The 24536-nt window shown below is 71.4% G+C and carries 20 protein-coding genes; 12 read left to right on the top strand and 8 right to left on the bottom strand.

Going from position 1 to position 24536, the window contains the following annotated elements; genetic code table 11:
* The first annotated feature begins 6 nt into the window (after positions 1–6).
* Genes D1350_RS06375 through D1350_RS06385 form a run of 3 tightly spaced genes read left to right on the top strand, consistent with a single transcriptional unit; the run spans position 7 to position 4297 of the window.
* Positions 7–1461 carry a family 43 glycosylhydrolase gene (locus D1350_RS06375; protein ID WP_125775076.1) on the top strand — a complete coding sequence of 485 codons (1455 nt, stop codon included), beginning with the start codon at positions 7–9 and terminating at the stop codon, positions 1459–1461.
* Positions 1462–1496: 35 nt separating this feature from the next.
* Positions 1497–3002, top strand: coding sequence for a family 43 glycosylhydrolase (locus D1350_RS06380; protein WP_164545051.1), 1506 nt, complete (start codon positions 1497–1499; stop codon positions 3000–3002).
* Positions 3002–4297, top strand: a complete 1296-nt coding sequence (locus D1350_RS06385) for an RICIN domain-containing protein (protein WP_164545052.1) — start codon at positions 3002–3004, stop codon at positions 4295–4297. The genes D1350_RS06380 and D1350_RS06385 overlap by 1 nt, the downstream gene beginning before the upstream one ends.
* Positions 4298–4376: 79 nt before the next feature.
* Here the strand turns inward: D1350_RS06385 and D1350_RS06390 are convergent, their stop codons facing one another.
* Positions 4377–4943 carry an HhH-GPD-type base excision DNA repair protein gene (locus tag D1350_RS06390; protein WP_125775078.1) on the bottom strand — a complete coding sequence of 189 codons (567 nt, stop codon included), beginning with the start codon at positions 4941–4943 and terminating at the stop codon, positions 4377–4379.
* A 124-nt stretch (positions 4944–5067) separates the two neighbouring features.
* Here D1350_RS06390 and D1350_RS06395 point away from each other — a divergent pair, with 124 nt between their 5' ends.
* Positions 5068–5628, top strand: coding sequence for an AMIN-like domain-containing (lipo)protein (locus D1350_RS06395; protein WP_125775080.1), 561 nt, complete (start codon positions 5068–5070; stop codon positions 5626–5628).
* 24 nt (positions 5629–5652) lie between these two features.
* On the opposite strand, the gene D1350_RS06400 is transcribed toward D1350_RS06395, so the two are convergent.
* The 4 genes from D1350_RS06400 to D1350_RS06415 all read right to left on the bottom strand — a co-directional run bounded on the left by D1350_RS06400 (position 5653) and on the right by D1350_RS06415 (position 9123).
* Complete coding sequence (locus D1350_RS06400) at positions 5653–6063, bottom strand: nitroreductase family deazaflavin-dependent oxidoreductase (protein WP_125775082.1); 411 nt, start codon at positions 6061–6063, stop codon at positions 5653–5655.
* Between the two features lie 122 nt (positions 6064–6185).
* Positions 6186–7058, bottom strand: a complete 873-nt coding sequence (locus D1350_RS06405) for an ABC transporter ATP-binding protein (RefSeq protein ID WP_338068143.1) — start codon at positions 7056–7058, stop codon at positions 6186–6188.
* Complete coding sequence (locus D1350_RS06410) at positions 7055–8089, bottom strand: putative F420-0 ABC transporter permease subunit (protein WP_206074443.1); 1035 nt, start codon at positions 8087–8089, stop codon at positions 7055–7057. Before D1350_RS06410 ends, D1350_RS06405 begins: the two co-directional genes overlap by 4 nt.
* A complete protein-coding gene (locus D1350_RS06415) occupies positions 8086–9123 on the bottom strand; it encodes a putative F420-0 ABC transporter substrate-binding protein (RefSeq protein ID WP_420807800.1) in 1038 nt (345 codons plus the stop codon). Before D1350_RS06415 ends, D1350_RS06410 begins: the two co-directional genes overlap by 4 nt.
* Positions 9124–9364: 241 nt before the next feature.
* On the opposite strand from D1350_RS06415, the gene D1350_RS06420 reads away from it, so the two are divergent.
* The 3 genes from D1350_RS06420 (at position 9365) to D1350_RS06430 (ending at position 13395) form a co-directional block, all read left to right on the top strand.
* A complete protein-coding gene (locus D1350_RS06420; RefSeq protein WP_125775084.1) occupies positions 9365–10150 on the top strand; it encodes an SDR family oxidoreductase in 786 nt (261 codons plus the stop codon).
* 63 nt (positions 10151–10213) lie between these two features.
* Positions 10214–11833, top strand: a complete 1620-nt coding sequence (locus tag D1350_RS06425; protein WP_240643920.1) for a molybdopterin-dependent oxidoreductase — start codon at positions 10214–10216, stop codon at positions 11831–11833.
* 134 nt (positions 11834–11967) lie between these two features.
* A complete protein-coding gene (locus D1350_RS06430; protein ID WP_125775086.1) occupies positions 11968–13395 on the top strand; it encodes an MFS transporter in 1428 nt (475 codons plus the stop codon).
* A 2-nt stretch (positions 13396–13397) separates the two neighbouring features.
* Here D1350_RS06430 and D1350_RS06435 read toward each other — a convergent pair whose 3' ends face one another.
* Positions 13398–13892 (bottom strand): DUF3817 domain-containing protein, encoded by a 495-nt coding sequence (locus D1350_RS06435; RefSeq protein WP_125775088.1) that lies wholly within the window; start codon positions 13890–13892, stop codon positions 13398–13400.
* A 326-nt stretch (positions 13893–14218) separates the two neighbouring features.
* On the opposite strand from D1350_RS06435, the gene ileS reads away from it, so the two are divergent.
* Positions 14219–17542 carry an isoleucine--tRNA ligase gene (gene ileS / locus D1350_RS06440; protein WP_125775090.1) on the top strand — a complete coding sequence of 1108 codons (3324 nt, stop codon included), beginning with the start codon at positions 14219–14221 and terminating at the stop codon, positions 17540–17542.
* Between the two features lie 250 nt (positions 17543–17792).
* Positions 17793–19820, top strand: coding sequence for an APC family permease (locus tag D1350_RS06445; RefSeq protein WP_164545053.1), 2028 nt, complete (start codon positions 17793–17795; stop codon positions 19818–19820).
* Here D1350_RS06445 and D1350_RS06450 read toward each other — a convergent pair.
* The gene (locus tag D1350_RS06450) at positions 19778–21637 is read right to left on the bottom strand and encodes a hypothetical protein (RefSeq protein WP_125775094.1); all 1860 of its coding nucleotides are present in this window, start codon (positions 21635–21637) and stop codon (positions 19778–19780) included. The genes D1350_RS06445 and D1350_RS06450 overlap by 43 nt on opposite strands.
* Before the next feature lie 248 nt (positions 21638–21885).
* Between D1350_RS06450 and D1350_RS06455 the strand changes: the two genes are divergently transcribed.
* From D1350_RS06455 to D1350_RS06465, 3 genes are all read left to right on the top strand, one after another.
* Positions 21886–22194, top strand: a complete 309-nt coding sequence (locus D1350_RS06455) for a hypothetical protein (RefSeq protein WP_125775096.1) — start codon at positions 21886–21888, stop codon at positions 22192–22194.
* 117 nt (positions 22195–22311) lie between these two features.
* Positions 22312–22704, top strand: a complete 393-nt coding sequence (locus tag D1350_RS06460) for a PadR family transcriptional regulator (protein WP_240643921.1) — start codon at positions 22312–22314, stop codon at positions 22702–22704.
* Positions 22701–23288, top strand: coding sequence for a hypothetical protein (locus D1350_RS06465; RefSeq protein ID WP_125775098.1), 588 nt, complete (start codon positions 22701–22703; stop codon positions 23286–23288). Before D1350_RS06460 ends, D1350_RS06465 begins: the two co-directional genes overlap by 4 nt.
* Positions 23289–23294: 6 nt before the next feature.
* Here the strand turns inward: D1350_RS06465 and D1350_RS06470 are convergent, their stop codons facing one another.
* A complete protein-coding gene (locus D1350_RS06470; protein ID WP_240643922.1) occupies positions 23295–24527 on the bottom strand; it encodes a Fic family protein in 1233 nt (410 codons plus the stop codon).
* Positions 24528–24536 lie beyond the last annotated feature (9 nt).

Here is a 24536-nt window from a genome sequence, read left to right on the forward strand (position 1 = left end):
CGAACCATGAACCTTCCCCTGTCCTCCTGGCGGCGCCGCGTCGTCGGCGCTCTCGCGGCTCTCGCGGCTGCCGCGATCGCCGTGCCGCTCGCCGCGGCCCCTGCCGGGGCCATCTTCGTCGACGTGCCGAACCCGGTCGTGGAGCAGCGGGCCGACACCGCGATCTACAAGCACACCGACGGCTACTACTACATGACCGCCTCCGTCCCGGACTACAAGCGGGTCGAGCTGCGGCGGTCCCAGACGATCGGTGGCCTCGGCTCGGCCACCCCGGTCACGGCCTTCACCGCACCGTCCGGCGGCGACCTCTCAGGCTGGATCTGGGCGCCGGACATCCAGTACATCGACGGCGCGTGGTATCTGTACTTCTCCGCATCGCCGAGCGGCAACAGGTTCTCCCAGCGGCTCTTCTGGATGCGCAACACCTCGGCCAACCCCACCACCGGCACGTGGTCGGCCCCCGCGCGGCTCAACACCGGCTGGGAGTCGTTCCAGCTCGACCCGGCCTCCTTCGTCCACAACGGCACCCGCTACTTCGCATGGGCGCAGGACAGCCCTGACACCGACTTCAACAGCCACATGTACCTGGCACGGATGACCTCGCCCACCGCGATCGACACCGGCTCGCGGATCGAGATCGCTCGCCCGACGCACGCCTGGGAGAAGGAGGGGGTCGCGGGAGTCGTCGAGGGCCCGTCGCCGATCATCAAGAACGGCCGCGTGATCATCGCCTACTCGGCCTCGGCGACGGACTCCCGGTACAAGCTCGGCTACGTGTACGCGTCGGCCTCCGCCAACCTGCTGTCGGCGTCGTCCTGGACCAAGAAGTCCACGCCGGTCTTCCAGACGGCGAACGGTGTCTACGGCCCAGGTCACGGCAGCTTCACGACCGCCTCGGACGGCACCGACCTGCTGGTCTTCCACGCCCGCAACTACGCCACGCCGAACCCGGATGCTCTGACCGACCCCAACCGGCACACCCGTGTCCAGCAGCTCTACTGGGACGCGGACGGGTTCCCGTTCTTCGGCCAGCCGGTCGCGACGGGCACGCGCGAGCCGGGGATCAGGGGCCGGCACAGTGACAAGTGCGTCGACGACTACGACTGGAACACGGCGAACGGAGCCCTCGTCCGGCTCTACACCTGCGGGACTGCCGCGGTCCAGAAGTGGGAGTTCCAGTACACCGGCGGGTACTACCGGATCAAGAACAAGCACGCGAACACGTGCCTGGACCACCTGAACGGGTCCACGGCCAACAACTCGGACGTCGGCCTGTGGGACTGCAACGGCAACCCCAACCAGGACTGGTCGGTCATCGACCGCGGCAACGGCTGGTTCTCCCTGCGCAACCGGACCACCGGACTGTGCCTCGACAACTACGAGTGGGACACCGCCAACGGTGCCCGGCTGTCGATGTACACGTGTAACACGTCCAACGCGCAGCAGTTCCGGCGCGGCTGACGCCCCACGCTCCGACTCCTGAGGAGAACGAAGACATGAATCAGCATCGCCAACGGCGGCGTGCTCTGCGGCTGCTCCTGGTCGCACTGGCTGCGCTCGTCCTGCTTCCCTTCGCGGTGCCGAGCACGGTTGCTACCGCCGCGCCCGGCACGACCTTCCAGAACCCGATCGTCGGCACGCCCAACAGCGCTGACCCGTGGCTGGGCTACCACAACGGCTCCTACTACTACGCCGCGACCACGTGGACCGGCAGCATCTACCTCCGTAAGTCGTCCACGCTGGCGGGTCTCAAGACCGCGGCTGAGACCAGGGTGTTCCAGATGTCGCAGACGAACGCGACGTCGAACATGTGGGCTCCGAGCCTGCACCTGCTGAACGGCCGCTGGTACCTCTACTACTCGGCCGGTCCGAGCTCGTGCTGCGGTGGCCAGCGTCAGCACGTGCTCGAGAGCGCAGGGTCGGACCCGATGGGTCCGTACACCTACAAGGCCAAGCTCAACCTCATGCCGAACGACGGCTGGGCGATCGACGGCAGCGTCATGACCGTGGGCGGTGCGAACTACTTCGTGTTCTCGGCCTTCACCAACAACGGCAGCTTCGAGTCGGGAGCCACCCAGAACCTGTACATCTCCCGGATGACGAACCCGTGGACGGTCGCCGCCCACGGGACGCTGATCTCCCAGCCGACGCTCGCGTGGGAACGGCAGGGCAACCCGGTCAACGAGGGTCCGTACGTGCTGCAGCGGGGTGGCCGCACCTTCCTCACCTACTCGGCGAGCTACTGCCAGACCCCCGACTACAAGATCGGCGCGCTGGAGCTCACCGGGTCCGACCCGATGGTCCGTAGCCACTGGACCAAGATGGCCAACCCCCTCTTCCAGCGCAGCGATGCGAACGGGGTGTACGGGCCGGCCCACCACACGTTCTTCACGTCCCCGGACGGGACCGAGGACTGGATCGTCTACCACGCCAACTCCTCGGCCTCGCAGGGGTGCGGCACCACGCGGACCAGCCGGGCGCAGCGGATCTCGTGGAACCCGGACGGCACGCCCAACCTGGGGGTCCCGGTCTCGACCTCGACGGTCCTGGCCGGTCCGTCCGGTGAGAACAGCAACCCCGGTGCGGTCTCGGTGCGGCGTCTGCAGTCCTACAACTTCCAGGACCGCTACGTCCGTCACGCGGACTTCACCGTGCGGATCGACCCGAACGTCAGCCCGGCCCTCGACGGCCAGTTCCGCGTCGTGGCCGGTCTGGCCGACGGCGGCGCGGGTTACGTCTCGTTCGAGTCGGTGAACTACCCGGGCTACTACCTGCGGCACGACAACTACGTGCTCAAGCTCGCGCCGAACGACGGGTCGTCCACCTTCCGGGCCGACGCGACGTTCCGCCAGGTGGCCGGGCTGGCCAGCTCCTCGTGGTCGTCGTACCGGTCCTACAACTTCCCCGACCGGTACATCCGCCACTCCGACTACGTGCTGCGGATCGACCCGATCAGCACCGACACCGCCCGCCAGGACGCGACGTTCAGGCTGGTCAGCTGATGGCCTCCGCACAGCGCCGCGTGCTGGCGCTCTTCGCCGCGATCGTGCTCGTCCTGACCGCGGTCCAGGTCACCGACGCGCCCCTGGCCCAGGCCGCGACGGCGTACATCTACACCACGTTCAAGGGTGACGGTGCGGCGGACCAGGAGCTGTGGGTCTACACCTCCTCCAACGCCACCAGCTTCAGCACCCTCGCGGACACGAACTACCGCGGGCCCTCGGGCGCGCTGCGCGACCCGAGCATCATCAAGTCGGGCAGCACCTACTACATCGCCTACACGGTGCAGTCGTGGACGACGCAGTCGACCCACTTCAACATCGCGCGCAGCACCGACCTGCGAACCTGGACGCACGTCACCTCGGTCCAGGCCGGGGTCAGCGGCACGGCCTACACCTGGGCGCCGGAGTTCTACGTGGAGGGCAGCACCATCCGCGTGGTCGTGAGCCTCGGCACCTCGGACCACCAGTTCACGCCGCACGTGTACACCGCGCAGAACAGCGGGCTCTCCTCGTGGAGCGGTCCGGCGCGGCTCGGGATCCCGGCCAACCACATCGACACGTACATCGTGAAGCGTGGGACCACGTACCACGCGTTCGTGAAGAACGAGACGTCGAAGTGGATCGAGCGGTGGACCTCGACCAACTTCACCACCTGGACGAACCAGGGGAACCTCTGGCAGCAGTACCACGAGGGCCCCTCGGTCGTGCAGCTGGCGGACGGGTCGTACCGCGCGTACATCGACAGGTACACCAACGGCGGCATGTGGACGTCCACGAGCTCCGACCTGGTCTCCTGGAGCGGCATCTCCCAGGTCGGCTGCTCAGGCTGCCGGCACGGGACCGTCATCCTCGACACCAGCTACACCGGCGGCGGCGTGGGGGCCGGTGAGCGGGTGACCAACCGGCACAGCGGTCTCGCGATGGATGTCCAGAACCCCAACACGGACAACAACGCCCGGATCGGCCAGTACGCGTGGAACGGCGAGAACTGGCAGCGCTGGCTGTTCGAGGACGCGGGGTCGGGCTACGTGCGGATCCGGTCGGTGCACTCGAACAAGTGCCTGGACGTGTCGGGGAGCCAGGACGGTGCCGAGGTCCAGCAGTACGACTGCTACAACGGCACCAACCAGCAGTTCACGCTGCGCAACACGACCAACGGATACGTCGAGATCGTCGACCGACGCAGCGGCAAGTGCGTGGACGTCCCCGGCTTCTCCACGTCCAACGGCACGATCCTGAAGATCTACCCGTGCAACGGCGGCAACAACCAGCAGTGGCTGCGCGCGAGCGCCTGACCTGCCGGATGCTGTCCTGAACGTCGCGTCGCCGTCCCCGGAGCCCCGGGGGCGGCTACGCGGCCGTTCTCAGGCTCGGTCAGCCCGCGGCCTTGGCCGCTGCCTTCTTCGCCTTCTTGAAGTCGCGGACCTTCTGCAGGGTCTCGGGGCTGGTCACGTCGGCGACGGAGCGGTAGCCCTCGAGGGCGTAGTCGCCCGCGACCTTCTCCCACCCGTCGGGCCGGACGCCGAGCTGCTTCGCGACCAGGGCGACGAAGATCTTCGCCTTCTGCTCGCCGAAGCCGGGCAGCGCCTTGACGCGCTTCAGGAGGTCGGCCCCGGACGTGGCCTCGGTCCAGATGCGGGAGGCGTCGCCGTCGTACTCGTCGACGACGACCCGGGCGAGCTCCTGCAGGCGGGCGGCCATGGCGCGGCCGTAGCGGTGGATCGCCGGTGGTGTGGTGGCGAGGGCGACGAAATCCTCGGGGTCGGCGTCGGCGATCGCCGCGGGGTCGAAGGTGCCGAAACGCTCGACGACCTTCCACGGCCCGCGGAACGCATGCTCCATCGGGTACTGCTGATCCAGCATCATCGCGGCGAGGACGGCGAACGGTTGCTCGTCGAGCACGGCGTCGGCCTCGGGGAGGCCGGTGATCTGAAACGACATCCTTGAAGCATGGCAGGAGCGAGCCGCGGCCGCGAGCGCCGGAATTCACCCCCGACGGCGCTGGAAGGGCATTGACGGGCCCCATACCCGGGAGGATCGTCAAAAGTGTCCTAAGGAGAACGCCATGCGTCGTCTACTCATCACCTGGATGTCCGTCCTCTCGCTGCTCCTGGCCGGCGCCGTGCTCACGGCTCCTGCGGCCGCGGCCCATCCGTACTGCGGGCAGGTGTGGGGCTCGACCGCCCGCGGCGTGCCGGGTATGTCCGCGGGCCAGCTCACCGACGTTCGCGCCGGACGCCACGCCTGCTTCGACCGGCTCGTGCTGGACGTCAACGCGCCGCTCACGGGTTGGTCGGTGCGCTACGTCTCCCAGGTCACCAGCGACGGCTCCGGATTCGTCGTACCGGTCAACGGCGGGGCGCGACTGGAGGTCGTCGCGCGGGTCGGCGTCGTCCCGACCGACTCGTTCTTCACCGGCTCGGGTGCGCTGGTCGACACCAGGGGATACAGCACGTTCCGGCACGTCGCCTGGGCCGGCAGCTTCGAGGGTGTGACGACGGTCGGGCTCGGCGTGCGGGCGAGGCTGCCGTTCCGCGCGTTCGTCCTGGCCGGGCCGGGTTCGGGGTCCCGGCTCGTGGTCGACGTCGGGCACCAGTGGTGCGCGACGGGGCACACCGACTGCTGAGCTGACGGAAGGCTGACGGGGGGCTCAGACCATCGGCGCGCGGTGCAGCCGTCCGGCCAGGAACTGCCCGATCCCGAGCCCCGTGGCGAGCATCCGGGGGGCCGGGGCGAGCAGGGCGCCCGCCTCGTCGGCGTCGAGCACGCGGACCCTGTCCACCTGGTACTCGTGGCCACCGCGCGTGAGCCGGAAGGACCCGGCCGCCCGCAGGTTCCGCACCCAGTCCGTGTCCTGGCCCCAGGGGAGCGGGGTCAGGACCAGCACCTCGTCGGCCGCCTCGTCGCGGGCGGCGAACGCCACCACCGGCGTGGCGTACTGCTTGCCGCTGCGCCGCCCCACGTGATGCACCGTCGCGAACGGCGGCGCCTTCGACGACGCCTTGAGGGCAACGGGGTTGAACGCTTTCGCGGCACGGGCGACGACCTCGGGAGCAGCCATCCCCCCATCATGCTCCGCGGGGCCGGGCTCGCCACCGGCGTCGGGCGGAGGCCGCCCCGCGTGATCGGTAGTTCGTAGCGTGATCGGCAGCTCGAACTGCCGATCAGGCTACGAACTACCGATCACCCGGGGTCCCCGAACACCAGGACCGGCCGTCCCGTGCGCGGGTGCGTCAGCACGTCGCACCGCACCCCGTACACGGGCTCGATCACCTCGGGGACCAGCACCTCGCCGATCGGTCCCGCCGCCGACACCCGGCCGTCCGCCAGCAGCACCACGTGGTCGCACGTCGCGGCCGCGAGGTTGAGGTCGTGCAGCGCGGCGAGGACGGTGACGCCGTCGTCGGCGAGCCGGCGCAGCACCCGCATGGCGTGGAGCTGCGCGGCGATGTCGAGGTGGTTGGTCGGCTCGTCGAGGAGCAGGAGGCGCGGCTCCTGGGCGAGGGCCCGGGCCATGTGCACGCGCTGGCGCTCGCCGCCCGACAGCGTGGCCACCTCGCGGTCCGCCAGCCCGTCGGCGCCGGCGGTGCGGAGCGCGGCCCAGGCCGCCGTCCGGTCGGCGTCGGAGTCGCCCGCGAGGAGCGAGCGGTGCGGGATCCGGCCGAGCAGGACGGCGTCGAGCACGGTGACGGGCAGGTCGGTCGTCGCGTCCTGCTCCACGAGGGCGAGGGTCTGCGCCCGACGACGGCGCGGCAGCGCCCCCAGGTCGTCGCCCCCGAACTGGACGCCGCCCTCCTGACCGGGCGCTGCGCCCGACACCGCTGCCCCTGCCTGCTGCACCCCGGCGATGACCCGCAGGAGCGTCGACTTGCCCGACCCGTTCGGGCCGAGCAGCCCCGTGACGGCCCCGGGCGGAGCGGTGCAGTCCACGCCGTCGAGGAGGAGGCGGCCGTCGACGGCCCACGACACGCGGGAGGCGTCGAGCCCGCCCGCCTGCGGGCCCTGGGTTGAAGCCCGGGGCGAGGTCGCCATGTCCCGGTGCGACGTCGTCGTCATGCCCTCCCTCTCCCTCGCCACAGCAGCAGCGCGAACACCGGCGCGCCCACGGCGGCCGTGACGATCCCGACGGGCAGCTCGCGCGGCTCGAACACCGTGCGGGCCAGCGTGTCGGCCCAGACGAGGAACGAGGCGCCGAGCAGCGCCGACAACGGGAGCAGGAGGCGGTGCCGTGCTCCGGTGAGCATCCGCACGGCGTGCGGCAGGATCAGCCCCACGAACCCGATGGACCCGCTCTGCGACACGAGCGTTCCGGTGAGCAGGGCCACCCCGACGAGCAGCACCCATCGCACCCGGTTCACCGGCAGCCCCAGGGCGGCCGCGGACGTGTCGCCGAAGGTGAACGCGTCGAGCACCGACCCGGACAGGGAGAGCGCCGTCCCCAGCACCAGCACGGCCACCCCGGTGATCGCCACGGAGGTCCAGGTCGCCGACGCGACGGACCCCATGAGCCACGACAGCACCTCGCGGAACGCATCCCCCTTTGCCGACCAGAAGATCACGAACGACACGGCAGCCGCGCAGAGCTGGCTCACCGCGAGACCCGCCAGCACCGTGCGGGTGGGCGTGATCACGCCGAGGGACCCGGCGAGCCCCAGGGCGGCGACCAGCGCGAGCACCGCCCCGGCGAACGCCGCGACCGGCAGCAGCAGCGGGATGCCGACGAGCAGCACGAGGACCGCCCCGAGCGACGCGCCGGAGGAGAGCCCCAGGAGGTACGGGTCGGCCAGCGGGTTGCGGGTCAGCGACTGCATCACCACGCCGCACACCGCGAGACCGCCCCCCACGGCCGCCGCGGTGAGGATCCGGGGGAGGCGGAGCTGCCACACCATGCCGTCGCGGATGCGCGACAGCGGTTCGAGGTCCAGCAGCCCGCCCAGCCCGAGGTGCCCGGCGATCGACCGCCACACCTCGGACACGGCGAGGTCGGCCGGGCCGATCGTCACGGAGACCAGCACCGTCACGACCAGCGCCACCGCCGACACGCACAGCCACGCGACGCCCCGCACCCCCGTCCCCGTCCTGTTCACAGGCCGAGCGCCTCCAGCTGCGCAGCCAGGTCCACGACCGCGTCGACGTTGCGGACGCCCGCCTCGGAGGCCGGGAACGGCAGCACGAGGTAGCGGCCCTCGCGGACGGCTGTCATCTCGGCGGTTGCCGGGTTGCCCTCGAGCCGCTCGATCTTGGAGTCGGCGGTGTTCCACGCGGCGTCGACCAGCACGATGACGTCCGGGTCGGCCTCGACGGCCTTCTCCCACGAGTAGGAGGTCCAGGTGTCGTGCACGTCGGCGGCGACGTTCTCCAGGCCCACCGCGTCGAGGATCATCTGCGGCGCACCGATCCCGGCGCCCACGTACGGGTTGTCCGTGCCGGACGAGTACCAGAGGGCGGTGAGCCCGCGCTCGTCGGGCGTGACGGCCTCGAGCGTGGCGCGCTGCTCGGCGATCAGGTCCTCGGCAGCGTCCGCCGCGTCGAAGATGGCGCCCACCTGGCCGATCTCGGAGAACACGTCCGCGAACGACAGCGGGTCGGGCATGTACCCAGGCTCCTTGCACGCGGCCGGGGAGACGAAGGTGGCCACGCCCAGGCCCGCGAGCGTCTCGCGGTCTCCGGCCGTCTCGGCCGTGAGGTTCGACTCCCAGCCCGCGTAGACGAGGTCGGGCTCGAGCTCGAGGACCGCCTCGGCCCCGGGGGCCTCGTCCGACAGCGGCTCCGCCACCGCCGGGGCCTCCGCCGCCGCGTCGGCGAGCGACTCGGGCACCGGCCCGTCGAGGAACGCCGACGCCACGATGCGGTCACCCAGCCCGAGCGCGAGCAGCATCTCGGTCGTGGACGACTTGATCGTCACCACCCGCTCGGGCGCCTTCTCGAACGTGGTCTGGAAGCCGCAGCTGTCCACGGTCAGGGGATACCCCGTGGCCGACGCCGGAGCGGTCGCCTCCCCGGTGGTCTCACCGGCGGCACCGGTCGAGCAGGCGGCCAGGCCGGCGACGAGCGCACCGGCCCCCGCGACGGCGAGGGCGCGACGGAGCGCGTGGTCGGAACGATACGAAGGACGAAGCACGAAGAGCTCCTGGGGATCGGGTGCGCCCACGGCAGCACGTGGCCGTGCGGGCGCGTTCAGGTGATGTGACGCGTCAGCTCGCGTCGCAGGACCCGCGGCCCCAAGACAGAGGCCGCCCCGACGAGCCATCCAGGGGCTCGCGATCCGCCCAGAACGATACAGCGTTCGGCAGACCCCCGACCAGGGCCGTCACGGGATAACCTCGCCGGAGCAGACGTCGCACCGCACGAGAGGCACCACCATGACCAACAGCACCGAGCACGCTGAGGCGACCCCCGCACCGGCGAGGAGGCGTGCCCTGGTGACCGGGGCGTCGTCGGGCATCGGGGCGGCGACCGTACGCCGGCTGCGCGCCGACGGCTGGGACGTCGTGGCCGCCGCCCGCCGCAAGGAGCGCCTCGACGCGCTCGCGGAGGAGACCGGGGCGGAGGCGTTCCCGGTCGACGTGACCGACGCCGCCCAGGTCGCCGCCCTCGCCGAGCACCTCGCCGCGACCGGCGGCCTCGACGCCGTGGTCAACAACGCGGGCGGAGCGTTCGGGCTCGACCCGGTGGAGTCGTCCAGCATCGACGAGTGGCGCGAGATGTACGAGCTCAACGTGCTCGGCACCCTCCGCGTGACCCAGGCGGTGCTGCCGCTCGTCCGGGCCGCGGAGGGCGACATCGTCTTCGTGACGTCCACGGCGGCGCACGGCGCCTACGAGGGCGGTGCCGGGTACACCGCGGCGAAGCACGCCGAGCGGATGCTGTCGACGACCCTGCGCTGGGAGATCGTGGGCGAGCCCGTGCGCGTCATCGAGGTGGCGCCCGGTGCCGTCGCGACCGAGGAGTTCTCGCTCGTGCGGTTCGGCGGCGACGCGGAGCGCGCGTCCAAGGTCTACGACGGCTACCAGCCGCTCGTCGCCGAGGACATCGCCGGGACCATCGCCTGGACCCTGGCCCAGCCGCCGCACGTCAACGTCGACCTCGTCGTGGTGCGCCCCCGCGCCCAGGCGCACAACACGAAGACGGCGCGCACCGGCGTCTGACGATCACCTGACGAGGGCGCCCCCGGCGTAGGCGCCGACGTCCCGGAGTGGGACCCTGGCTGAGTGAAGCAGCTTCCCTGGTGGGCGGTCCTCGCAGGCGTCGTGACGGCGGGCGCCGGCCTCGCCGTCGCCGAGCTCGTCGCCGCGGTCATGGCGCAGGGCTCCAGCCCCCTGTTCGCGGCGGGCGCCGCCGTGATCGACGGCGTACCGGGCTGGCTCAAGGACCTCGCGATCGCCTGGTTCGGCACCGCCGACAAGGCGGTGCTCCTCGGGACCATGGGCGTCGTCCTCGCGGCGGGAGCGGCGCTCGCGGGCGTCCTCGAGCTCCGTCGCCCGCCCCTCGGCGCTGGTCTCGTCGTGGTCGTGGGTCTCGTCGCCGCGGTGGTCGCGGCGCTGCGCCCCGGGGCCACGGTCCTGTGGGCAGTCCCGAGCCTCCTGGGGGCGGCGGTCGCCGCGGCTCTGCTGCGCGCGGCGTCGGCGAGGCTGCGCGACTGGGTGGGCGAGGCGCCGTCGGGCACGAGCGGCACGACGCCGGACCCCCGCCCGGGTGCACCGGCTCGCCCGGGAGCGGCGCTGGACCGGCGGCGGTTCCTCATGGTGACGGGGCTGTCGGCCGCGGCGGCGGTCGTGGCGCTGGGCGCCTCGCGAGCGGTGTCGATCGCGGCGCGCACCGTGGACGCCGTGCGCGGGACGCTGCGCCTGCCCGTCCCGGCGACCTCCGCGCCACCGGTCCCGGTGACGGCCGACCTCGCGTCGGCGGCCACGTCCGGAGCCGTCGACCTGGAGCCCGCCGCGCTCGACGGCCTCGCCCCCTACGTGACGCCCAACGCCGAGTTCTACCGGATCGACACGGCCCTGCGCGTGCCGCAGGTGGACCCGGCGGAGTGGTCGCTGACCGTGACGGGCCTCGTGGACGCACCCTTCACCCTCACCTGGGACGAGCTGCTCGCCCTGCCGCTCGAGGAGCACCACGTCACCCTGGCGTGCGTGTCGAACGAGGTCGGCGGGAACCTCATCGGCAACGCCCTGTGGCTCGGTTATCCGGTGCGCGAGCTGCTGGCGCGGGCCCGGCCGCAGGCCGGTGCCGACATGGTGCTGTCCCGGTCCGTCGACGGCTTCACGGCGGGCACGCCGATCGGGACGCTCACGGACCCGGACCGGGCCTCGCTCCTGGCGGTGGGCATGAACGGCGAGCCGCTGCCCGTGGACCACGGTTTCCCCGCGCGGCTCGTGGTGCCCGGGCTGTTCGGGTACGTGTCCGCGACGAAGTGGGTCACCGAGCTGCGTGTCACCCGCTTCGCCGTCGACCAGGGCTACTGGACCCCGCGTGGCTGGTCGGCGCTGGGGCCGGTGAAGCTGCAGTCGCGGATCGACGTGCCGCGCCCGGGCGGCGTGGCGCGCGACGGCGTGGTGGCGGGCGTCGCCTGGGCGCAGCACATCGGGATCTCCGCGGTAGAGGTGCGGGTCGACGACGGGCCGTGGCGCCCGGCCGAGCTCGCCGCGACGGTGGGCCCGGACACCTGGCGCCAGTGGTGGGTGGCGCTCGACGACGTCGGTGCCGGTGACCACGTGGTGCAGGTGCGCGCCATCGACCCCGACGGCCGCGTCCAGACGGCCCACGAGGCACCCCCCGCTCCGGACGGCGCGTCGGGGCACCACACGGTGACGATCACGATCGCCTGACGGCGATTGACCTCGACCGCTGTTGAGGTTCTAACGTCGTGGGGAGGCGCCCGGCGGCGCGGCGGCGATGAGTTCCGGACGGCCGCGTCGTCGTACCCGGTACAGGACGCACCACCCCGAACGGAGCCACCCCTATGTCAGACCACGACCAGCCGGAGCTGCCCACCCCGGCCGACCGGTTCACCTCGACCGCCGTCGTGCCGGAGGACGCCGGCACTGAAGGTGCCGCGCCGGAACCGCCCCGCCTCCGGTTCGCCGACCCCGAGGTCCGCACGTTCGTCCAGCTCCTCGTCAACGTGCTGCTCGTGTCGGTGATCAACTACACCGTCTGGTTCGCCATCACGTTCTACGTGTACCTGGAGACCGGGTCGGTCTTCGCGACGGGCATCATCTCGGGGATCTTCCTGCTCAGCACCGTCTTGACGGGCATCTGGTTCGGCAGCCTCGTGGACCACCACCGCAAGAAGGTGGTGATGCAGGTGTCGGCGGCCGTGTCCCTGACGGCGTACGTGGCGTCCTTCGCGCTGTACCTCACCACGCCCGCGAGCGAGTGGCAGGACCCCGCGAGCCCCCGCCTGTGGCTGTTCGTGGTGCTGCTGATGGTGGGGGTCATCGCCGGCAACATCCGGAACATCGCGCTGCCCACGGTGGTGACCGCGCTGTTCGACGAGACCCGCCGCGACCGCGCCAACGGCCTGGTCGGCACCGTCATGGGGATCTCGTTCCTGGTGACGTCCGTGATCAGCGGTCTGCTCGTGGGCTCGAGCGGGATGCTGTGGGTGCTGATCCTGGCGGTCGGGATCCTCGCGGTGGCGATCGTGCACCTGCAGCTGGTCCGCGTGCCCGAGGTGCTGTCCCACGCGGCCGACGAGGGGAAGGGGAAGAAGGTCGACCTGCGCGGCACCATCCAGGTGGTGCGGGTCATCCCCGGCATGGTGGCGCTCATCGGCTTCGCCGCCGTGAACAACCTGCTGGGCGGCGTGTTCATGGCGCTGATGGACGCGTACGGCCTGTCGATGATGTCCGTGCAGGCGTGGGGCCTGGTCTGGGGCGGACTGAGCGCGCTGATGATCGTGGGCGGCCTGATGATCGCCCGTACCGGCCTGGGGTCCAACCCGGTGCGCACGATCCTGGTGGTCAACCTGATCCTGTGGGGCGTCACGGTGGTGTTCCCGCTCCGCGACTCCGTCATCTGGCTCGTCGCGGGCCTCGCGGCGTACATGGTGGCGATGCCGTACGTCGAGGCCTCGGAGCAGACGGTGCTGCAGAAGGTGGTGCCCTACGAGCGGCAGGGGCGCGTCTTCGGCTTCGCGCAGAGCGTGGAGCAGGCGGCGTCGCCGCTGACGGCGTTCCTCATCAGCCCGCTGACGCAGTTCTTCTTCATCCCGTTCATGTCCGACGGCGCGGGCGCCCGCTGGATCGGCAGCTGGTTCGGCACAGGCCAGGAGCGGGGGATCGCGCTGGTCTTCGTGATCACCGCGGTGCTCGGCCTGGTGCTGACGACGTACGCGCTGTCGAGCAAGTACTACCGGCTGCTGAGCAAGCGGTACCAGGAGGGTTAGGGCTACGCGGTCCACTCGCTCGGCGGGCCCAGCACCAGCAGCACGCCCACCACGACCATGACGGCCACCACCATCGCGGCGCCGAGCAGCACCGGGTGGGCGAGGAAGAAGCGCAGGGCGGCGCTGACCCACGTCGCGTCGCCGGGGTGGTCGGTCTGCTCCCGGCGCCAGCCGCCCTCGAGCAGGCCACGGCGCTCGAGGCGGCGGTCGAACGGGATCGTGGCGAACGGGACGACGGCGGTCGCCACCGCGGCCGCCGTCTGCACGGCGCCCCAGCGCTGGTTGACCCCGACGAGGGCCGCCGTGAAGGCGTACGCGACGAACACGGTGCCGTGGACCGGGCCGGCGAGCTGGACCGGCCAGTCACCCACCTGCACCAGGTACTTGAGCACCATCCCGAGGATCAGGAGCGTCCACGTGACGGTCTCGGCGACGGCGAGCACCCGGTAGAGGCGGCGCGGGGTGAGGGTGGTGGCGGGGGTGGCGGTGAGGGACACGCCCCCATCCTCGCAAGCCGGGAGCCCTGCGCTGAAACCGGGTTGCGCCGGTCGGTACCATGGACGCACAGGCTTCGACCCGGCTATCACCGGTGAGTCTCCGGAAGAACAGGACCGAAGACCAGGGCGACGCGACCTCGCGAGGCGAGCGACCGGCGTCGGGCGGAGGTCCCCAGTAGAACCGGACGGGAAGGCCCGTCACAGCCGTCAACGAGAGGCGGGCGCGAGCCCGCAAGCGGGGTGGTACCGCGGCGCGCTCCGGCGTGTCGTCCTCGCAGCAGAGCACCACCGAGTCGTCCACCTGCTGCTTCAGGAGCCACCCGCACATGGCGCACTATCCGCTGCACCGCGACGCCGACGGCGTCCCCGCCTCGCCCGACCTGCCCGCGCTCGAGCGCGAGGTCCTCTCCTTTTGGGACGAGGACGGCACGTTCCAGGCCTCGATCGACCAGCGCGAGGCCGGCGCGGACGGCGCCAACGAGTTCGTCTTCTACGACGGCCCGCCCTTCGCCAACGGCCTGCCGCACTACGGCCACCTGCTCACCGGTTACGCCAAGGACGTGGTGCCGCGCTACCGCACCATGCGCGGGCAGCGGGTCGAGCGCCGCTTCGGCTGGGACACGCACGGCCTGCCCGCCGAGCTCGAGGCGATGAGCCAGCTGGGCATCAAGACCAAGGACGAGATCGTCTCCCTCGGCATCGAGAAGTTCAACGCGGCCTGCCGGTCGTCGGTGCTGAAGTACACGGACGAGTGGCGCACCTACGTGACGCGCCAGGCCCGCTGGGTCGACTTCGAGAACGACTACAAGACGCTCAACCCCTCGTACATGGAGTCGGTGATCTGGGCGTTCAAGTCGTTGTACGAGAAGGGCCTCGTCTACGAGGGCTTCCGCGTGCTGCCCTACTGCTGGAACGACCAGACGCCGCTGTCGAACCACGAGCTGCGCATGGACGACGACGTCTACCAGATGCGCCAGGACCCGGCCGTGACGGTCGGCTTCGGCGTGACGGGCGCCGCCGAGGGCGGTCCTCTGACCGACGGCGACCTGCTGCTCGTCTGGACCACGACGCCGTGGACGCTCCCGTCCAACCTGCTGGTCATGGTGGGGCCGGACGTGGACTACGTGGTGGTGGAGTCGTCGTTCACGGGCACGCCGCGCCGGTACGTCCTGGGCGAGGCCCGGGTGGACGCGTACGCGCGGGAACTTGGAGTCGAGGGCCCAGACGGTGAGCGAGTGGCGCCGCGGGTCGTGGCGCGCCTGAAGGGCTCCGACCTGGTGGGCGTGCGCTACACGCCGCCGTTCGCCTACTTCGAGGGCCACGAGGGCGCGCACCGCGTCGTCGAGGCCGACTTCGTCACCACCACCGACGGCACCGGCCTGGTCCACAACGCCGGCGCGTTCGGTGAGGAGGACAAGCAGGTCAGCGACCGCGAGGGCGTCGAGCCCGTCATCCCGGTGGGTGCCGACGGCCGGTTCGTCTTCCCGGTGAGCGACTACGCCGGCGTGCAGGTCTTCGACGCGAACGTGCTGATCATCGACCACCTCAAGGCGCGCACCCGGGGCGCGGACGCCGGTGAGGCGGCCGCGACGACGTCGGGCACGGTGCTGCTTCGCCGCGAGCAGTACGCCCACTCGTACCCGCACTGCTGGCGCTGCCGGCAGCCGCTCATGTACATGGGTGTGTCGTCGTGGTTCGTCGAGGTCTCGAAGTTCAAGGACCGCATGCTCGAGCTCAACGAGCAGATCACCTGGGTGCCCGACCACATCAAGCAGGGCTCGTTCGGCAAGTGGCTCGAGAACGCCCGCGACTGGTCGATCACGCGCAACCGGTTCTGGGGCTCTCCCGTGCCGGTCTGGAAGAGCGACGACCCGGAGTTCCCGCGCGTCGACGTGTACGGGTCGTTCGAGGACCTGGAGCGCGACTTCGGCACGCTCCCGCGCGACGCCGACGGCAACCCTGACCTGCACCGGCCCTACGTGGACGACCTGACGCGGCCCAACCCGGACGACCCGTCCGGGAAGTCGACGATGCGTCGCGTCGAGGACGTCCTCGACGTCTGGTTCGACTCCGGCTCCATGCCGTACGCCCAGGTGCACTACCCGTTCGAGAACCGGGAGTGGTTCGAGCACCACTACCCGGGCGACTTCATCGTCGAGTACATCGGCCAGACGCGCGGCTGGTTCTACACGCTGCACGTCCTCGCCACGGCGCTGTTCGACCGGCCGGCGTTCGACACGGCCGTGTCCCACGGCATCGTGCTGGGCTCGGACGGTCGCAAGATGTCCAAGTCGCTCCGCAACTACCCGGACGTCAACGAGGTCTTCGACCGCGACGGCTCCGACGCCATGCGCTGGTTCCTCATGGCGTCGCCGATCCTGCGCGGCGGCAACCTCGTCGTCACCGAGGAGGGCATCCGCGACGCGGTGCGTCAGGTGCTGCTGCCGCTGTGGAGCACCTATTACTTCTTCACGCTGTACGCCAACGCGGCGTCGGGCCCCTCGGCGGTAGCAGCGGGGGCCGACGGCGGCGCGCGGCTCGGGCAGCGGGTCACGCCCGAGCGGGCGGCCGGGCTGCCGGTCATGGACCGGTACCTCCTGGCCCGCACGCGCGGCCTGGTCGCCACGGTGACGGAGCAGCTCGACGTCTACGACATCGCCGGTGCGTGCGAGACCGTGCGTCAGTACCTGGACGCGCTCACCAACTGGTACGTGCGCACGCAGCGCGACCGCTTCTGGGCCGAGGACGCCGACGCGTTCGACACCCTGCACACGGCGCTCGAGGTCCTCACCCGCGTCATGGCCCCGCTGGCCCCGCTCCTCACCGAGGAGGTCTGGCGCGGGCTCACGGGCGGCCGTTCGGTGCACCTGACCGACTGGCCGACGCTCGTGGACGGTCCTGGGTTCGTCGGCGACGTGCTCCTGGCCGACGACGCGCTCGTGGACGCCGTCGAGTCCGCCCGCGCCGTCGTGTCGCAGACGCTCGCGCTGCGCAAGGCCAACAAGCTGCGCGTGCGCCAGCCGCTGCGGTCCCTCACGGTGGCCGTGCACGACCCGGAGGGCGTCGCGCCGTTCGCGGACCTGCTGGCCTCGGAGCTGAACGTCACGGACGTCCAGCTGGTGAAGTTCTCGCCCGACGTCGCCGCCGAGTTCGGCGTGACCGAGCGGCTCGCCGTGAACGCCCGCGCCGCGGGGCCGCGCCTCGGGCGGGGTGTGCAGACCGTGATCAAGGCCGCGAAGGCGGGGGCGTGGACCAAGTCCGCCACGGGGGCCGTCGTCGTGCAGACGGACGACGGCGACGTGCCGCTCGAGGAGAGCGAGTACGAGCTGGCCACCGTGGTGGCCTCCGGCGACTCGGCCGAGGTGGCCGCGGCGGTGCTGACCGTCGGGGGGTTCGTGGTGCTGGACCTGGCGCTCGACGACGCGCTGCGCGCCGAGGGCTACGCCCGCGACACCGTCCGCGACGTGCAGGACGCGCGCAAGGCGGCGGGCCTCCAGGTGTCGGACAGGATCGCGCTGGCGCTGACCGTGCCGGCCGAGTGGGTCGGGGCCGTCGAGGCGCACCGCGACCTGGTGATGCGGGAGACGCTGGCTGTGTCGCTGGAGGTCACGGGCGGGGCGGCGCGTGAGGTGACGGTGACGAAGGTCTGATCCGGCCGCGCCGGACAGGGGTTGTGCCGCTGGCGTTGTCACTCCCGGTGACATTGTCGACCGAGAGTGACAACGCCAGTGCGCGTCAGGTGGACGCCTGAGGGGAAATGCGCGCTTTGTTTTGCCCCGTCCGAAGTGCGCCGATAGTCTCCGACCACGCTTTTTCAGGCGCCACGGTGAGGGGACACGCTCGATGGTTGACGAACCGGTCCGGCAGCGGGGCGCCGGTCGTCACGGCGTGATGCGCGTCGTGAGGATCGCTGCACCCGTTCTCGGCGCGATAGCCGGTGCGTTCGGCAGCGTGGCGATCGACCAGATCCCCGAAGGCGCGACCTTCTGGGACGTGGCCGTGAACCCGGGCCTGTGGTTGTGCATCGTCGGAGCGTTGTTGGTCAGTGTCGCGTTCGAGCCGTGGTCGGGTCAGAGGCGTGCGCGCGAGCGAGCCGCGCACGAGGTCGAGAAGCCCGCCGAGGGCGCGGGCTCGGGACCCGGGACGGACCAGCAGACCGGACCGGCGACGTCGCGCGGGCCCGCCGCGGAGAACCCGGTGTCCCCGTCCCCGCCCCCGTCCGGGGACCGCGAGCGGCTCACCCTCCTCGAGGTCTTCGGGCTGGCCGTCGGTGGTGTGATCGGCTCCGGGTGGCTCCTTGCCGCACCCCAGGTGCAACAGGACCTGGGGCGGTACGCGCTGCCCGGCTGGCTGGTGGGCGGCGCGCTGATGGCGGTCGTGGCGGTCGTGATGGTCGAGTTCGGGCTGGCGTCCCGTCGGACAGGAGGTCTGCTCTTTCACCCGCAGGACGCGTTCGGGCCGCTGGTCGTCGTCGTGCTCGCGGGGGCGCTGTGGATCTCGTACGCCGTCAACCCCGCCGCGCAGGCCGCGGCAGCCGTACGGAGCACGGCGACGTGGCTGCCCGACGCAGGCCTGACCTCCGGCCAGAACGCGCTGACACAGGGCGGCGGCCTGCTCGCCGTCGTGGTCATGGCGGCGATCGTCGCGTCGAACCTGCTGCCACGCAAGGCTCTGCTGCGGTCGAGCGTGGCGATCATGGGGACCAAGGTCGTGGTCCTCGTGATGGTCGTGGTCCTGCTCTGGCTTGCGCTGGGTGACGGCAGGACGTCGTCGGCCAGCGAGGGGACTCCGAGCAACCTGATGGGAGGGCTCCTGGCGAGCGGGATCATCTACGCCTACATCGGGTTCCAGGCCCCCCTGGACGTGACGGACGAGGTGCGTCGGGGCGGCATGGGGGTGCGGGCGCGGGTGCGCTGGGCGGTGTACGGGACGGTGGCCGGCTCGTACGTGCTGTACTCCCTGCTGCAGCATGTCCACGACGCTCACGATGCTCAGGGCACTGTCGAGCCAGGGCGGTCGACGGGTACGCCCTATGCGGTGCTCGCCGATCACGCGACGATCGGCGACCTCTCGCTCGCCTGGCTCGCTCCAGCGGTCCACCTGGTGGGTGTGCTCGCGCCGATCGGCTCCGGGATCGTGTTCACCTACGCCCTCGCGCGGGAGGTCTTCGCCCTGAGCGGCGAGCGCTACGCCCCGAGCGCGCTCCAGGCGCGCTGGGCGTCACGGCTTCCTGGACGCACCGAGGACACGTTCTGGTTGATCCTCGTGGTGAACTTCGTCCTCGGGCTGGTGCTCCTTGCGACAGTGGCCGGAGACTGGCGGCTGCTGACGGCTCTCAACACCACGCCCATCCTCGTGGTGTACGCCGTCTTCTGCGTCGTCTATGTGGTGCGAGCACCGGAGCTGCCGCCGAGCGTCTGGCGGAACGTGCTCTCCGTGGCGGCGGTCCTCGGCTTCGTGGGGATCGCGTTCGTCGTGGCGGAGTCCGAGTGGGCCCATGTGTGGCGAGGCATGGCGGTGGTCGGGGGCGGCACGGTCGTTCTCCTGGTCCTGCCCTGGCTGGCCGCGCTGGGCGTCCGGGGATTCGGCTGGTTCGACGCCAAGGACCGGATGGTGCACTTCCGTAGCCGGCGGGGCCGGCTCGACGACGCATTGCCCCCCTTTCTCGCGCTGGTCGGATACCTGATGGCGCTCACGGCGCTGTGCGCCGTCCGGGCGGCGGACGTGTGCCGATACCAGCCGGGCTGGACGTGCGACCACCCGGTGCCGCTGTCCCCGGGCATGGAGACGCTGCTGCGGCTCGCGACGGCCGGTGTGGCTCTGGTCGCGTTCGGGCTCCTGGTCGTGCTGGGCCGGCGCCACCTCGCCTCTCAAGCCGGCCCGAGTCAGCCCACCGACGGTTTGAGCCAGCCGGCCTCGAGGTCCTGACCCGCCGCCTCGAGCGCCCGGATCACACGCTCCTTGCGGGTCCGGTCCACCCACCGGCCCACGGAGTCCTGGATCACCTGCCTGCGGTTCGGCTCGGGATAGGCGCGGAGCCGAAGCCTGGTCGTCACGTCGACGACGGCCGTCGGGGTGACGCTCTGGGACTGGTTGAGGAACCGGACGAGGAGCTTGTCGGCGTCGGCGGCGAGGGCCCGATGGGCGCGTCCTGCCGGCTGTTCGGCGGTCTCGCCGCCTCCTGAGTGCCGCATCCGGACGGCAACCTCGGCAACCGTCGAGGCGACGACGGGGTGCTCGCCCGCCAGGTCAGCCACCCTGTGCCAGGCCGCCGTCGACGCGTCCGTGAGATCATCGGCCGCCAGCGCCGCGAGGCACTCCGAGAACCAGCCCGCGGCGGCGTCAGAGTTGTCTGCGAGCAGGGCCGCTGCGAGCTGCTCGCCCACGACGTTCGCCGCCTTCCGACGATGGCGACCTGCGGGGATGGCACGCAGGAGCTCGACGACCTCGTCCGCGTCGCGCCCCTCGACGAGGGCGATCGCTTCCCGGCGGAGGCCCTCGGCGAGCGGCCCGGACCGGCCGGAGGCCAGGAGGTCCGCGACGCCCAGGACGGTCCTGGCGGGCAGGGGCTGGTCGCCGAACGGGGTCAGCACGAGCTGGAGGAGCCGCTTCGTCCTCACGTCCGGCTGACGCTCACGCGGCCAGCGTTCGAGGAACTCGCTGATGCGTTCCTCGTGGAGCGTGGCCGCGACGCTGCTCGCCAGGTCGACGGCCTCCTCAGGTTCCTCGCGGGAGTCCGGGGCAAGGAGCAGCTCGTAGATCAGGGCAAGGTTCCACGGTGAGGCGGTCGTCGCAAGATGGGCGAGAAACTCGGACCGGCCGGCCCCGCTGCTGTTCCGCAGCAACCAGGCGACCTGCTTGCGGGCCTCCGCGTCGTTGACCTTGCCCTGGAGCCGCCCGGCGAACCACTCCTCGAGGACCGCACCGTCCGGGCTGAGGTGGGCGAAGGCAGCGAGAAGATCCTTCTGCTGGTCGGGGAGGTCCCGGTCCGTCTGGGCCACGGCGGCTGCCAGCGTCTGGCGCAGCAGGTCCTCGGCGTGGGGACGCAGGTGCGGGTTGGCGTCGAGGGCGACGTGCAGCAGGGCCTTGTCGAGGTTCGACCGACCGGACTCTCGGGCGGCGACCAGCCTGACGGTGTCCTCGATCAGGTGGGCGGCGCCGAGGGCGTGGAGCGCCCGCAGGAACCGGGCGACGTCGGGGACGGTGCGCTGCTGTGAGACGTCGTGCAGGATCGTCGGCGTGATGATGTCGTCCGCGTCCTGGGGGCGCTGGTGGCTCACTGCGAGACGCGCCGCATCCTCCGGCGTCCGGTTCAGGGAGGCCGCGGCGAGCAGGATGAGCCGGTCCTCGGCGTCTCGGAGCCGGCCCGCGAGGCCGCTGAGGTCCGCCTCGTCGAGACGCCCGTACGCGTGGAGAGCCTGGATGGCGAGGGCGGACCTTCCGGCAGCCCGCAGCGCGGTCAGGTACGCGAGAAAGTGGTCCGGTCCCCGAGCGGCGACCTGCTCGCACACCCGGTCGAGCAACGGGGGCGTGTCGAGGATCGGGGTGTCATGGACGTCGTCGAGGGCCACCACGTACTGGACGAGCCGGTCCTGGTCCTCCAGGGCTGCTGCCGTGCACCGCTCGTGCAGCGCGGCTGCCGACCGGGGGTCGTCGTCGGCCAGGTACCGCCGGACGGCCGCCGCGGCGGCCGTGGGTGAGTCATCAGGTGTGCTGACCTGGTGGGACGTGCTGCCGTGGCCCATCGTCGGGAGCTCCCATCCTCGTCGTCGCCGGCTCTGGCAGGAAAGTGTGGCACCGCACGCTGGGCTGTGGCGCGCGACCTGGCCGCGTGTCGTCCCGCCGGCACGTCAGGCCGGCTGCGCCCGTGGTGACGGGTGATTTCGCTCGTCCGGCGGGTCGGTGCCGACACGCCGGTCGTACCGTCATGAGGTAGGGACGGGCTGGGTTCGATCGGCCTACCCGGACGTCCTTCCCACGAGGAGGTGGGCAGATGAGGCGCGTGATCATGACGTGCGCCGTCGCCGCGGGACTGACGCTGGGCGGCGGCATGTCGGCACAGGCGGGAGAGACCAACGGGAACGGTGACCCCATTCCGGGTGCGTTCATGGCCAGCTCGGCCTGCGCGTTCTCCGGGCAGGACCTGCCGGACGCGATGGAGCCCCAGCCGCCGGAGTTCGACGACGACTTCGTCACCGACGGACGTGTTCAGAGCTACGGGCGGTGGGTCAGCCACGGGTTCAAGGAGTTCCTGCCGAGCCCCGGCGAGGCGTGCCGCGGCAACCTCGAGTTCGAGGAGTAGCAGGCTGCCCGACGGCGGGCCGGGTCGCCTCGCGGGAGTCTCCGCGGGAGGCGGGCGGGGCCGCCGTCGGGCGATCCACCCTGGTGCTATATATCGGTGACCGATATGTTAAACCCTATGGCGACCCCGTTCCGCATGACCGAACAGGCGTACCTCGTCCTGCTTGCCCTCACGGCCGAGCCCCTGCACGGCTACGCGGTGATCCAGGTCGTCCGCGAGCTGTCCGGCGGTCGGACCGTCCTCGCCGCAGCCACCCTCTACGGCGCGCTCGACCGGCTGGGCGCCGCGGGACTGGTTGAGCCAGCGGGGGAGTCCGTCGTCGACGGCCGGCTCCGAAGGTACTACCGCATCACGAGCGACGGCCGCGCCGCCGCCGAGGCAGAGACCGAGCGGCTGAGGGCGCTCGCGGCGCGGGCGCAGGAAGCGCTGCGGCGCCGGCCGGTGGCGCAGGAGGCGCGGCGGCGGCCGGCCGCTGGCGGGTTCGCCGCTCCCGCTGGTGGTGTGGCATGAGCCGGGCCTCGGAGCGGTCGCGCGAGAAGGGCGCCTTCTCGCGCTCCGCGCGCTTCTGGATGCGGGCCTACCCGCGCCGCTGGCGCGACGCCCACGGCGACGAGCTGCTGGCTGTCCTTGACGAGCTCTATGTGCCCGACGCCGGGCCGGTCGCCTCCCGCCTGCCCCGCCCGGAGGTCATCGGGTTGCTTCGAGCGGGCTGGGGGCTGCGCTGGCGGGAACGCCCGCCGCTCGGCTGGTGGCTCGCCTACCGGATGCTCGAGATGCGTCTGCCGGCGAGGTACTGGTGGTGGGTGGTCGACGACATCCGTGGGTCGCTGTACGTCCTGCGGCGGATGGGGCTTTCGTTTGTGGTCGTTGGCGCACTCTGGGTGTGGCCGGAGCTGATCCAGCGGCCGATGGGGCTGCCCGTTCAGAGCCCGGACCTAGCGATGCGGGTTATGTTCCCGACCGTGTTTGTTGGTATCACGCTGCTGCTGCGGCGCGGGCATGTCCGGAACGCCTGGCGGCGTCATGTCGTGAACGGGAAGGTCCCGCCGTCGGAGCGGCCGGAGGCGGTGAGCCGAGGGAGGGCGGGGCGCTGAGGCGGCCTACCGCCGTCGGAGCTGCTCCGCGTAGTTGTCGAGGACCGCGAGAATCCCACCGTGCTGCCACACGCGGTTGCGCTGTAGCCCCGTCCGTTCCTCGAGAACGCCGGCGTCGGTGAGCTGGGTGAGGGCGCGCTGGGCCGTCATCTCGCTCAAGCCCACGTGTTGCGAAAGGAACCGTGCGTTGACAACAGGGTGGGCGACGAGGTGCGGAAGCACCTTCCACCCGGCGGCCTGCGGGCGCAGCCCGGCGAGCTTGGCGCGGGAGTCGTCAACCTGTGCCGCCAGGTCGTCCACGAGGCGCGCGCCGGATGCTGCCGCGAATCGGCTCGCTGCGGTGAACCGCTCGACGATGGGCCGGGCGTCCCCTGCGCGGTATGCGCCCAGAGCGTCGAAGTAGGCCTCGGTCTCCTTGAGGAGCCCCGCTGAGACGGGCGCGGTGGTGCTGGTCAGTACACCCTTGGCCTTGAGCAGGGCATGGACGAGCGCCCGTCCGGTGCGTCCGTTGCCGTCCGCGAACGGGTGGATGGTCTCGAACTGGGCGTGGGCGACTGCTGCCTGAACGAGCACGGGCAAGTCGTCCCGGCGGAGGAACTGGATCAGGTCGTCCATCGCGGGGCGGACACGCTCAGGCTGAGGGCCCACATGGGTCGCCCTCCGGGGGCCGATGCTGCTGCTGCCGACCCAGACAAGCCCGTCGCGATATCGGCCGGCGTGTTCTTCCCAGCCGCGCTGGCGGGAGAGGAGCTCTGCCTGCATGGCGAGGATCGCGTCGTTGTCGAGGCGGTCGGCCAGGGTGAGCGCAGCCTCCATCGCACGCACGTTGGCGACGACGACCTTAGCGTTCTCGCTGGTGGACTGATCAATCTCGGCGAGAGCGAGCTGCCGAGCGCCTACCGTCAGGTTCTCGATCTGCGACGACGACGTCGACTCTGTGCGAAGGAGGATGGAGCCCATCGGACCGAGCGTCGGGCTGGTCGCTCCTAGGAGGCCACGCGCGTACGAGTCGAATCGGGCGAGAGCCGCAGCGGCTTCCTCGACGTCGGCGGCGAGGTCGGCCGGCAGGCTGGGCTGGTAGCGCTCGATCTGAGCCGGGACCGTCGATTGGTACGGACCGGACGCAGCGCTGAGCTGGGCGCGGGTGACCATGCCATTGGTCTCGGCGGTCCAGTGGTGGTCCTCGTGCCCGACCGGTTCGATCGCGAGGGGTGCGGAGGGGCTCAGATCTGTTGCCACGAGATAACA

The sequence above is a fragment of the Antribacter gilvus genome (assembly GCF_003946865.1).
Taxonomy (GTDB): Bacteria; Actinomycetota; Actinomycetes; order Actinomycetales; family Cellulomonadaceae; genus Antribacter; species Antribacter gilvus.